Consider the following 11,656-nt stretch of genomic DNA (forward strand, 5'->3'; position numbering starts at 1 on the left):
GCGCCTACTTGAAGGGGATCGGCGGGTAGCACTTGAACGAGGACGACACCCGGTACGCCCCGTCCTTGAGCTGGGCGAGCGCCCCGCAGCCGAACGACTCGGTGCGCCCGCGCGGCAGCGCCCGGTCGCCGACCAGCGTCCCGGTGTCGGAGAAGCCGTTCGCCGCCTTCTGGAACGAGGCGACAGTGAGGTTCTTGCCGGCCTTCTTCGCGATGGCGAGGAACAGGTCGGCGCTCATATAGCCCGTCATCATGTGCATGTTGAGCGGGACGTCCTTGCCGCCCGAGGCCTTCTTGATGTCGGCCTTGAACTGCTTCATTCCAGGCGTGGACGCCTCGAACGGCTCGAAGGACAGCAGCACGTGCACCCCGTCGAGCGCCTGCTTCGTCGCCTTCTTGGCGAGCAGCCCGGGGTCGTAGTCCGTCGGGTCGGTGAGCACGCCCTTGTACCCGGTGCGCTTGACGGCCGTGAACAGGCCGATGTTGTACGGCGTCTGCATCACGGAGACGACCACGTCGGGCGCCTTGCCGTCATCGCTGCGCAGCAACTCCTTGGTGTAGGCCGACCAGTCGCTCGGCACCGCGGTCGCCGGCACGGTCGCCTTCGCGTAGGACACCTTGTACCCGGCCGACTTGAAGGACTGCTTGTACGTGCGGATGGCGAAGGTGCCCGCGTCGTTGTCGTTGGCGAGGATCGCGACGCTCTTGCCCTTCGCCCCGCCCGTGACCTTCTTCAGTCCCTCGGGCCAGGTCTGCGTGATGGTGCCGCCCGGCATCGGCACCATGCAGCCGCCGTAGCCGTAGATGTATGTGGGGCCGCAGAACGAGGGGAGCGTGCCCCAGCCGAACGTCGGCACCTTCTGCTTCTGGAGGAAGTCCGCCCCGGAGAACGTCACCGAACTCATCGGCGAGATCGCGAACACCTTGTCCTGCTGCACGAGTTTGCGGGCCGCCGCGAGGTTCTTCGCCGGGTCCTGGCCGTCGTCCTCCGCGCCCAGGTAGTCGATCGTGCGGCCGTTGATCCCGCCCTCGGCGTTGGCCCGGTCGAAGCGGGCCTTCGCGCCGAGATCGGTGTCCTTCTTGCTGTAGCCGCTCGACGTCGTCATGGAGACGATGCCGCCCACCTTGATGCTGTCGTCGGTCACACCACGGACCGAACTCCCCTGCCCGCCCGCGGTGTTGTTTCCGCTGTTGGCGGTGGAGTTGCAGGCGGTGGCGAGCAGGAGTGCCGCCACGGTGGCGGTGATGGCGCGGATCGGTCGCGACACGGTCGGTCCCCCTCCGTCGGAGTGAGGGTGATTCTGTGTGCGACCTGATGAACCGTCAATAACTGACGCATCGGTAATTGATGACCCGTCAGTTACCGACGGTTTACCTCAAGGGGCTTGCTGGGGCCGCCGTCACCAGCCGCCACCGGCTCCGCCGCCGCTGCCGCCACCGGCTCCGCCGCCCCCGCCTCCTCCTCCGCTTCCGCTGAAGGAGCCGCCGCTCCCGCCGTCACTGGAGGACGAGGGCGCGGACGCACTGGTGCTCGCCACCGACGTCAGGGCCGACGAGTACCTGAGTACGCGGTCGCTGCCGAGCGGTGAGGTCTGCTGCGGGGCGGCGGCGGTCGTGCTCGCGGCCGCCGTCCACGAATCGGCCTCGCCGAGCGCCATGGCCCAGCCCGCGAGGGCCTCCGCTTCGGCGGGGTCCCGGTGCGCCGGGCGTTCGGCGAGGTGGCGGCGGAACGCCTCGGTCCCGCACCACAGGTGTGTGCCGAGCTCCGTGTGACGGCGCAGTTCCCAGGAGCGTAGGACCAGCGCGGCACCGGCGCCCACGAGCGCGGAGCCGAGGACGAGCGGCACCGCCCAGGCGCCGCCCGGGTCGGTCTGCTGCCAGGCGGCGGCGCACATCAGCCGCAGACCCACGGCCGCCCCGAGGCCGCCGACGATCACCGACGCCAGCCACCGGCCCTGCCCGCCGGGCTCCCAGAGCCCCTTGCCGCCCGAGCGGTGCCACTCGTGCAGGTCACGGCCCAACTGGCGCCAGCCGACGGCGAAGTTCTCGTGGTACGTGCCGAGCCGGACGGTGCGGCCGTGGGCGAAGATCTTGTCCAGGGCCCGCGCGGTCATGGGGTCCGTGGGTGCGTCCGGCGCCTGGTCGGGGCGGGACAACCGCGGGGTCTTCGGCTGCCCGCGCAGGATCAGATGCCCGGTCGCCGCCGCGTGCAGCAGGGCCGCCGTGCGGTGGCGTCGGCGGGCCCGGCCCGCGAGCAGCACGCCCGCCTGCGCCGGAGTGAGGCCCTCCGGTGGGGTCGGCGAAGGCGGCGACTCGTCGGCGAGGCGCTGCCGGTCGCGGCGGCGCGTCCCCTGCGGCGTGCGGACCCGCTCGCGGCCTGCCCGGCGGATCACGAGTGTGGCGAGCAGCGCGGTCACGAGCGCGGTGCCCGTGGCCGCCGCCCAGATCGCGACCGGGGAGGCCCCTTCCGTCCCTTCCGGCGCCGACATAAACGCTGCGGGCGGCCGCGGCAGGGCGGCCGGGGCGGCGCTCGCGAGGGGCGCGCCCTGGTCCGTGTACACGGTCATGGCCTGACCGGCCGCGAGCCCGTCGGCGGAGACGTCGATGCGGCCCGGCGCGGGCGAACCGGCCTCCGCGCACGGATCCTCGGAGCCCTGGTCGCCGGACACGCAGCGCGGGTGCGGTAGGGCACGGGGCGCCGTGATGTGCGCCTCGGCGTGCGCGATCGGCACGTCCCAGCCGGTGCCGACGGCGTTCCAGTCGAGCCCGTCGCCGGCCATGACGCCGGGCAGCGTGTACGCGAGCCGGTAGCGGTGGCGGCCGGTGACCGTGTGATCCGGGTCGCCGATGGTGTAGCCGGCGGAGTCGGGCTTCCGCTCGATGTCGACCGGCACGGGGCGGCCGTCCATGGAGACGTTCAGGGCGGTGGCGGTACCGGACCTGGTGCCCGGAATCTGGCGATAGATGCCGTGCCGGTCCCCGTCCGCGAAGTCGTAGTCGATCGTCTCCGTCACGCGCAGGCCGCCGTCCGCCCGGACCACGGCGTTCGCCCACAGGGAGTCGACGCGCTCGGCCGGCTTGCCGATCGCGGCCGTCACCAGGGCCACCAGGCCGGTCAGGACGACGGCGCCGAGCAGCAGGAGTGTGTCGAGCCGCCTGCGTCGCCGAATCGGTCGACCAGCGGTCACAGCGTCCCGTACAGCGCGTCGACCTCCGCCGAGTACGCCTGCTCGATCGCCTTGCGCTTCAGCTTCAGGGACGGCGTGAGCAGGCCGTGCTCCTCGGTGAACTGGTGGGCGAGGATCCGGAACGTACGGATCGACTCGGCCTGCGAGACCAGGGTGTTGGCGGCCACCACCGCGCGCCGCACCTCCGTCTCCAGGTCCGGGTCGCGCACCAGGTCCGCCGGGGACATCGACTGCTTGCCGCGCATGCCGAGCCAGTGGTCGACAGCCTCGGTGTCGAGCGTCACGAGCGCCGCGATGTAGGGGCGGTCGTTGCCGACGACCAGGCACTGGGCGATCAGCGGGTGGTCGCGCACCCGCTCCTCCAGCTGCTGCGGCGAGACGCTCTTGCCGCCGGATGTCACGAGGATCTCCTTCTTGCGGCCCGTGATGGTGAGATAGCCGTCCTCGTCGAGGGCGCCCAGGTCGCCGGTGGCGAGCCAGCCGTCGTACAGGGAGGCGTCGGTGGACTTCGGGTCGTTGAGGTAGCCCTGGAAGATGTTGCGGCCGTAGATCCAGACCTCGCCGTCGTCGGCGATGTGCACGCTGGAGCCGGGGATCGCCTGGCCGACCGTGCCGTAGCGGGTCTGTTCCGGCGGGTTCGCGGTCGCGGCGGCCGTCGACTCGGTGAGGCCGTAGCCCTCGTAGATCGTGACGCCGGCACCCGCGAAGAACAGGCCGAGCCGCCGGTCCATGCCGCTGCCGCCGGACATCGCGTGCCGGACCCGGCCGCCCAGCGCGGCGCGCACCTTGGAGTAGACGAGCTTTTCGAAGACCGAGTGCTGCATGCGCAGCGACGCGGAGGGGCCCGGGCCCGTGCCGAATGCTTTCGCCTCCTGCGCGTCCGCGTACTTCACGGCGCACTCGATGGCCTTCTCGAACGGCCCCGACTTGCCGTCGTTCTCGGCCTTCCTGCGGGCCGCGTTGAACACCTTCTCGAAGATGTACGGCACGGCGAGGATGAACGTCGGCTGGAAGGACTGGAGGTCGGGCATGAGCGCGGACGCCCGCAGCTCCGGCTGGTGGGCCAGCTTCACGCCGCCGCGGATCGTCGCGATCTCCACCATCCGCCCGAAGACGTGGGCGAGCGGCAGGAAGAGCAGCGTCGACGGGGTGCGGTCGCGCTTGGAGGAGAAGACCGGTTCCCAGCGCGTGATCATCGTGTCGGCTTCGTACATGAAGTTGCCGTGCGATATCACGCAGCCCTTGGGGCGGCCCGTGGTGCCCGAGGTGTAGATGATCGTGGCCGTCGACTCGGGGGTGATCGCGCGGCGGTGCCGGTGCACGGTCTCGTCGTCGATGTGGGTGCCGGACGCGGTGATCTCGTCGGCGGCTCCGCCGTCGAGCTGCCACAGGCGGTGCAGATGGGGCAGTCGCCCGATGACGGTGGCGACGGTCATCGCGTGGTCCTCGTGCTCCACGACCGCCGCCGACACCTCGGCGTCGTACAGCATCCAGAAGACCTGCTCGGCCGAGGACGTCGGGTAGATCGGGACGACCTGGGCGCCGATGGTCCACAGCGCGAAGTCGAACAGCGTCCACTCGTAGCGCGTGCGCGACATGATCGCGACGCGGTCGCCGAACCGGATGCCCTGCGCGAGCAGGCCCTTGGCAAGGGCCATCACCTCGTCGCAGAACTGGGCCGAGGTGACGTCCTGCCACTTCTCGTGCCTGTCCTTGCGGGACAGGGCTATATGTCCCGGTGTGTCCAGGGCGTGGTCGAACACGGCGTCGGCCAGGCCGCCGACGAGCGGCGCCGACGCCACAGGGGGGTTGGTGAACTCACGCAAAGTTGCTCCTTGTGGCGCTCCGCACAGCGTCGGTGACGGTACCCGACCTCGGGCCCCTGCGGGAGTGCCTGCGGAGGGCGGAAGGTGCGCGGAATTTGCACAGGTCAGACGTTTATAACGGGCCACAACGGGTGGAGCTGGGCAGATTACTTACGCCTGAGTAAGTTTCGGGAGCGTAATCTCCCGGCCCTCTTCACCGGCCTCCATTGGATCTGTGCAAAGAGGTCACCGTCGACCGTCGTCCGAGTTTTTAGACGGAGTAGTCGGTTCCGGTGGACGGTACCACCGCGCCTAGCGGGCGCTCCTATGCAGTCGGTCCCCGCCCGCCAGGATCGCCTGCGCGAGCGCCCGCGCGGGCTCGCTCTCGTCCCGGGTCGCGCTGCGCACCACGAAGTCGACCTCGCCCAGCTCCGGAAGGCCCACCCGGTCCGGCACCCGCACGAGGCCCGGCGGAATGAGGCCCCGCGAGTGGGCCATCACGCCGAGCCCGGCCCGCGCCGCCGCGACAAGGCCGTTCAACGAGCCGCTCGTGCAGGCGATCCGCCACGCCCGCCCGTGCCGCTCCAGCGCCTCAAGGGCCAGGGCGCGCGAGATCCCCGGCGGCGGGTAGACGATCAGCGGGACGGGGCGGTCCTGGTCGATGCGGAGCCGCTCGGAGCCGATCCACACCAGCCGGTCGTGCCACACCGACTCCCCGCGCGGATCCTCCGGACGCCGCTTGGCGAGCACCAGATCGAGCTTGCCCGCGTCCAGCTGCGCGTGCAGCGTCCCCGACAGCTCGACCGTCAACTCCAGGTCCACCTCGGGATGTTCGGCCCGGAACGACTCCAGGATCTCGGGCAGCCGGGTCAGCACGAAGTCCTCCGAAGCCCCGAACCTGAGCCGGCCGCGCAGCCGCGTCCCCGTGAAGAACGACGCCGCCTGCTCGTGCACCTCCAGAATCCGCCGGGCGAATCCGAGCATCGCCTCCCCGTCCTCCGTCAGCTCCACGGAGTGCGTGTCCCGCGTGAACAACGTCCGCCCGGTCGCGTCCTCCAGGCGCCGCACGTGCTGGCTCACGGTCGATTGCCGCAGGCCGAGGCGGCGCGCGGCCTGCGTGAAGCTCAGCGTCTGCGCGACGGCGAGCAGGGTCCTGAGCTGTCCGGGGTCGTACATGCCACGAACCGTACTCCTGCTCATCACGCGGCGCGATGACAGTCAGAACGGTATGCAGGATTCCCGATCAAGAAGATCGAGAGGACTATGGAGAGGGCACGACGTGAACCGAGAGCAAGGAACCAATGAAACGCCTGACCTGGCCGAGCTGGATGCCGATCGACCCGTACATCCTGGCGTTGATCGCGACAGTGGGCCTCGCCGCACTGCTCCCGGCCCGAGGGGCCGCCGCCGACGTCGCGTCCGGCGCCTCCACCGCCGCCGTCGCCTTCCTCTTCTTCCTCTACGGGGCGCGCCTGTCGACCCGTGAGGCGATGGACGGGCTGCGCCACTGGCGGCTCCATGTCGCGGTCCTCGCCTGTACGTTCGTCGTGTTCCCGCTGCTCGGCCTCGCGGCGCGCGGCCTGGTCCCCGTACTGCTGCCGCAGAACCTCTTCGAGGGGTTCCTCTTCCTCACCCTCGTCCCGTCGACGATCCAGTCGTCGATCGCGTTCACCTCGATCGCGCGCGGCAACGTCCCGGCGGCGATCTGCGCGGGCTCCTTCTCCTCGCTCGCCGGCATCGTCCTCACGCCGCTGCTCGCGGCCGCGCTGCTCGGCAGCAGCGGTGGCGGCTTCTCCGCCGACTCGCTCGTCAAGATCGTGCTACAGCTCCTGGTGCCGTTCCTCGCGGGCCAGTTGCTGCGCCGCTGGGTCGGCGGATTCCTCACCCGCCACAAGAAGGTCCTCGGCTACGTCGACCGCGGCTCGATCCTGCTCGTCGTCTACACCGCGTTCAGCGAAGGCATGGTGCAGGGCATCTGGCACCAGGTCAGCGCGGTCCGCCTCGGTGGGCTCCTGGCCGTGGAGGCGGTGCTGCTCGCGATCATGCTGGCGGTCACCTGGTACGGCGCGAAGGCCCTCGGCTTCAACCGCGGCGACCGCATCGCCATCCAGTTCGCCGGCTCGAAGAAGTCCCTCGCCTCGGGGCTCCCCATGGCGAGCGTGCTGTTCGGCGCGCACGCCTCGCTCGCCGTGCTGCCGCTGATGCTCTTCCACCAGATGCAGCTGATGGTGTGCGCGGTCATCGCCAAGCGCCGCTCGAAGGACGCCGACGACACGGTGGAACCGGAGCTCACCGCTCCCGCAGAGGCCCGAGCCGAAGAGACACGAACCGCGGTCGGTACAGCGACACGTTCCGGCTGAGCTGCGCCTGCGCGCCGGTGGGCGACTCGTCCAGCCAGTTGACGTCATAGCTGAGGACGAGTCGGCCGCCGCCGCTCAGCGTCGGGTGCGCCTGCGGGTTGTACGCCGCTATGTGCGAGGCGGCGGCCCCGTCGCGGGGGAGCGGCGGGGTGAAGGCCCGCGCGGGGCCGTGCCAGGGGCCGGTCGGAGAACAGGCCCAGTACGAGGTGACCTTCGTCAGCCCCTCCGTGCCCGCCGCCGTCGTGAACAGGACGTACGTTCCGGCGTCCCGCACCACCGTGAAGGCGGTGCCCACGCCGCGGCGCTCGCCGTCGCCCAGGACCGGCGCGGCGCGCGTGCCCCACCGCTCGCCGTCCCAGTACCGCCACGCCCGCACGTCCCCGAGGCGGCCCTGCGGGACCCTGGCCACGTACGCGCGGTGCACCGCCTTCTCCCCGTCGTCGGCCCCGAAGACGTACGTCCAGCCTTGGTGGTCCACGGCCGTCGTCCCGTACAGCACGCGCCGCGCCGGATCCCGCACCTGCCGCTGGTCGAGGACCTGCGTGATGCCTTCGAGGCGCAGGTCCGGCAGCGACAGGGTCGCCACCTCGGTCGCGTTCGGCACTCCGTAGACGTACGGCCCTGTGCCCCTCGCCCGCGTCCACAGCAGCACCCGTACGACCTGCTTCCCGCCGCTCCCCTCGACGCGCGCCGCGACCGGCCAGCGCCACTCGCCCGCGGCCGTGTCCGGGAACAGCGGCGCCGCCACGGTCCGGTCGAGGCGTCCCGACCGGTCCGTCAGCACCGCGGAGTTGCGGACGAAGGGCGCGTCCGCGGTCCGCCAGGGATGCGGCTGCCCTGCCGGGTTCGGGGGCTGGTTCACGGCGCCCAGATAGCTGTCGGAGAACAGCCACAGCAGCCGCCCGTCCGGCAGCCGCACGGAGTGCGTGCCGTCGCCGCCGGTCCAGTCGTCGAGCCGCTCGGCGTCGTCGCCGTAGCGGGCGAACGCGCCGGTGAGGCGGGTGTCCGCGGACCACGAGGTGACACCGCGGGGCCCGCAACGCTCGTCGCCCTCCCGATCGGGGAGGGCGACAAGCGTGATCAGTACGAGAACGAGCGCGGCGAGCAGGGCGAGCAGCGGCGCCCCCGGCCGCCGCCGGCCGCGTCGCGTCGATGCCCGCTCATGACCCCGCACGCGAGGCGACGTTAATGTCCCCCGGCTCGTTGGTCCATGACCTCTCGCCGAGCCGCGCGTGGTTCAGTCGCCCCGGACCCGGTCCAGCGGCAGCCACAGCACGTCGACGCCGCCCGAGGTGACCCGGACGTCGGCGAGGCTTCCGGTGAAGTGCGCCCGGCTGTCCATGCGCTGCCCGATGTGCACGCCGAACGGCGAGTTCCGGCTGACCGATCCGGGTGCGTCGGCGGCGCCGGCGACCTCCTTGCCGTCGACGGAGAGGGTCAACCGGCCGTCGGTGCGGCGGAGTTGGAGGCGGTGCCAGTTCCCGTCGTTGTACGCGGACGTGGACCGCACCGTCACCGTCCTGGGGGTCGCGGCCCCGTCCCGTACGGTGATCAGCCCGGTGATCCGGTTCGAAGCGGGCTCGGCGAGCAGGGTCACCTGGGGTTGCGAGGCCCCGGTGCCGCCCAGTGAGAGCAGCGGCTGCTCACCGTTCGTCGCGCCGTGGCGGAACCACAGGGAGGCGCTGAACTCCCTTGTGCCCAGGCGTAGTCGTTCGCTGTAGGGCAGACGTACGGCGTCGTCCGTCCCGTCGAAGGCGAGGGCCCCGCCGGCCGGCCCGTCGGTTTCGGTGGGTCCGCCGAGCACGGCCGCGGGGCGGGCGCCCGGCGCCCGGTCGTCCGTCGTCGGGTCGGGGCCGCGCCGGTCCTTCAGCCAGTCGGGCGTGAACCGGGCGAAGCGGATCTCGTCGCGGGCGTCCACCGCCCCGCCCTCGTACAGCAGCCCCACGTACCCGCGGTCGGCCCGCACCATGTCCGAGTAGCCCGACCAGTCCGTGGTCACGACGGTGCCCCGGTCGAAGCTCTCCCAGGTGCGGCCGCCGTCGTACGAGGAACGGATCATCATGGTCCGCCGCCGGTCGGGGTCGCCGGGGCAGGCGAGCAGCAGCCGGTCGCCGTCCTCGCCCACGGGCAGCAGGGACGCCTGGACCTGTGGCGTGTAGAGGTCCGGTTGCGCCGCGAAGGGGCGGGCGAAGGAGTCGCCGCCGTCCCGGCTGACCGTGTGGGTGCGGTGCCCGAGGTCGGTGCCGTCCTGCTCGCGCCCGCTGACGTAGACCGTGCCGTCGGGCCGCTCGGCGAGCGCCATCTCGGAGGGCTTCTGCCGGAACGTGCCGTCGTCGGCGATCGGCCAGGAGTCCTTCGCGCCGATGCGCCAGTGCTCGCCGCCGTCGTCGCTGACCACGAGGGCGGCGTGGTTCGCGGTCACCCGACTGCCGTTCCACGTCTCGGCGTTGACGGCGAACACGAGGCGGCCGCGGTGGTGCCCCCGCGTCAGCTGGATGCCGTGCGAGGGGCCCGTCGCGTACCAGGAGTTGAAGTCGCCGGGCAGCAGCTCGTCGCTCAGATCGCGAGGCCGCGACCAGGTGCGCCCGTCGTCGTCGCTGTGCTGCATGTGCGGGGTGCGGTCGCACGGCACGTCGCAGTTCTTGCCGTCCGTGCGGCCCGTGTTGTACGTCTCCGCCAGCAGGATGCGGCCCGTCCTGCGGTCCACGACGGGCGAGGGGTTGCCGTGCGTGTCGCCCGCGCCCTCGTTGACGACCTGGAGCGGCGACCAGGTGCGGCCGCCGTCCTCGGACCGCTTGACGACGATGTCGATGTCACCCGCGTCGGAGCAGTCGTTCCTGCGCCCTTCGGCGAAGGCGAGGAGGGTGCCGCGCACGGTCTTGACGACGGACGGGATCCGGTAGCAGGCGTATCCGGGATCCTGTGATGCCTTGAACAACACCTGCTGTTCAAAAGGAGGTTGAGGCTTCGACGCGGCCTGCGCGGAGGCCGGCACGGGGAGCGCGGAGGCGACCGCGAGCGCGGCCACCACCAGGGATCTCGGACCGGTACGGACGGATCTTCTGTGCATGGCGCGGCCCACCCTTCGGGTCGTCCGGAGAACCGGACATCCGACGTCCAACGTCCAAGATGTGCGCCACAGACGCTACTTGGACGCCTCGGCGCCTCACAAGAACCGCGGCAGCGCCGCAGAAAGCCAAAAAAGGGTGAGGCACGGCCGACGCAGGGGGCGCTCCCCGCCGGGCCGTGCCCCACCCCGCGTGTCGCGAGTGGGGGCCGGGTCAGCCGGGTGTGACCGCGGTCTCCAGGGCGATCCGGTCCTCACCCGCGTACACGTTCATGGAGCTGCCCCGCAGGAAGCCGACCAGGGTCAGGCCCGTCTCCGCTGCGAGGTCGACGGCGAGAGACGAGGGCGCCGACACCGCCGCGAGCACGGGGATGCCCGCCATCACGGCCTTCTGTGCCAGCTCGAACGAGGCGCGGCCCGAGACCATCAGGATCGAGCGGGACAGCGGCAGCTCCCCGTTCTGCAGGGCCCGGCCGACGAGCTTGTCGACCGCGTTGTGCCGCCCCACGTCCTCGCGGATGTCGACGAGCCGCCCCTCCTCGTCGAAGAGTGCCGCCGCGTGCAGCCCGCCGGTCCGCTCGAAGACGCGCTGGTCCGCGCGGAGCCGGTCGGGGAGCGAGGTGAGCAGCTCGGGTGTGATCCGGAGCGGGGGAGTGTCGGCGATCGGGAACCGGGCCGTGGTGCGCACCGCGTCGAGGCTCGCCTTGCCGCACAGGCCGCACGACGAGGTCGTGTAGACGTTGCGCTCCAGGGTGATGTCGGGCAGCACGACGCCCGGCGTGGTCCGCACGTCGACCACGTTGTACGTATTGCTGCCGTCCTCCGTGGCGCCCGCGCAGTACACGATGTTCTGCAGGTCGTCGGCGGTGGCCAGCACTCCCTCGCTGACCAGGAAGCCGGCCGCGAGCGGGAAGTCGTCGCCCGGGGTGCGCATGGTGATGGCGAGCGGCTTGCCGTTCAGCCGGATCTCCAGCGGTTCCTCGGCGACCAGGGTGTCGGGTCGCGTGGAGACGTGCCCGTCCCGTATCCGGATCACCTTGCGTCGTTCCGTGACTCGTCCCATGTCCCGATACGTCCTCATCGCTGCTGGTGGTGGTGGCCGGTGTGCGTGGGCTCCCATTCTCCCGCACCGGGGCCGTCCGGTCGGTCCCGGCCTCCGTGCCGCCACTGGGCGGGATATTGCCTACAGTATGGAAGTCGCCCCGTGTGTCGACAAGGGGCTGGGCAAAGGGGCTTC

General features: G+C 71.4%; 8 protein-coding genes. 1 reads left to right on the plus strand and 7 read right to left on the minus strand.

The window, feature by feature from the left end; all coding sequences use genetic code 11:
* Positions 1-4: 4 nt before the first annotated feature.
* The 4 genes from OKJ99_RS30770 to OKJ99_RS30785 form a co-directional block, all read right to left on the minus strand.
* Entirely contained in the window at positions 5-1,267 is a 1,263-nt protein-coding gene (locus OKJ99_RS30770; protein ID WP_326021216.1) for an ABC transporter substrate-binding protein, read from the minus strand.
* A gap of 132 nt (positions 1,268-1,399) precedes the next feature.
* On the minus strand, positions 1,400-3,187 hold the full coding sequence (locus OKJ99_RS30775) for a DUF2207 domain-containing protein (RefSeq protein ID WP_326021217.1): 1,788 nt from the start codon (positions 3,185-3,187) through the stop codon (positions 1,400-1,402).
* Positions 3,184-5,013, minus strand: coding sequence for an AMP-dependent synthetase/ligase (locus OKJ99_RS30780; protein ID WP_326021218.1), 1,830 nt, complete (start codon positions 5,011-5,013; stop codon positions 3,184-3,186). The genes OKJ99_RS30775 and OKJ99_RS30780 overlap by 4 nt, the downstream gene beginning before the upstream one ends.
* Positions 5,014-5,304: 291 nt before the next feature.
* Positions 5,305-6,168, minus strand: coding sequence for a LysR substrate-binding domain-containing protein (locus tag OKJ99_RS30785; protein WP_326021219.1), 864 nt, complete (start codon positions 6,166-6,168; stop codon positions 5,305-5,307).
* Positions 6,169-6,293: 125 nt separating this feature from the next.
* Between OKJ99_RS30785 and OKJ99_RS30790 the strand changes: the two genes are divergently transcribed.
* Complete coding sequence (locus OKJ99_RS30790) at positions 6,294-7,352, plus strand: bile acid:sodium symporter family protein (protein ID WP_326021220.1); 1,059 nt, start codon at positions 6,294-6,296, stop codon at positions 7,350-7,352.
* On the opposite strand, the gene OKJ99_RS30795 is transcribed toward OKJ99_RS30790, so the two are convergent.
* The 3 genes from OKJ99_RS30795 to fdhD all read right to left on the minus strand — a co-directional run bounded on the left by OKJ99_RS30795 (position 7,282) and on the right by fdhD (position 11,482).
* A complete protein-coding gene (locus OKJ99_RS30795) occupies positions 7,282-8,526 on the minus strand; it encodes a DUF4185 domain-containing protein (RefSeq protein WP_326021221.1) in 1,245 nt (414 codons plus the stop codon). The genes OKJ99_RS30790 and OKJ99_RS30795 overlap by 71 nt on opposite strands.
* A gap of 63 nt (positions 8,527-8,589) precedes the next feature.
* Positions 8,590-10,422: an exo-alpha-sialidase gene (locus OKJ99_RS30800; RefSeq protein ID WP_326021222.1), complete on the minus strand. Its 1,833-nt coding sequence runs from the start codon at positions 10,420-10,422 to the stop codon at positions 8,590-8,592.
* 211 nt (positions 10,423-10,633) lie between these two features.
* Positions 10,634-11,482: a formate dehydrogenase accessory sulfurtransferase FdhD gene (gene fdhD / locus OKJ99_RS30805; RefSeq protein ID WP_326021223.1), complete on the minus strand. Its 849-nt coding sequence runs from the start codon at positions 11,480-11,482 to the stop codon at positions 10,634-10,636.
* Positions 11,483-11,656: the final 174 nt, after the last annotated feature.

It is taken from the genome of Streptomyces endophyticus, assembly GCF_035798155.1.
GTDB classification, from domain to species: Bacteria; Actinomycetota; Actinomycetes; order Streptomycetales; family Streptomycetaceae; genus Streptomyces; species Streptomyces endophyticus.

Bases quoted from the DNA above. Each gene is read 5' to 3' on its own strand.
- OKJ99_RS30785 (WP_326021219.1), bottom strand. From the start codon at position 6,168: ATGTACGACCCCGGACAGCTCAGGACCCTGCTCGCCGTCGCGCAGACG.
- OKJ99_RS30790 (WP_326021220.1), top strand. From the start codon at position 6,294: ATGAAACGCCTGACCTGGCCGAGCTGGATGCCGATCGACCCGTACATC.
- OKJ99_RS30800 (WP_326021222.1), bottom strand. From the start codon at position 10,422: ATGCACAGAAGATCCGTCCGTACCGGTCCGAGATCCCTGGTGGTGGCC.
- fdhD (WP_326021223.1), bottom strand. From the start codon at position 11,482: ATGGGACGAGTCACGGAACGACGCAAGGTGATCCGGATACGGGACGGG.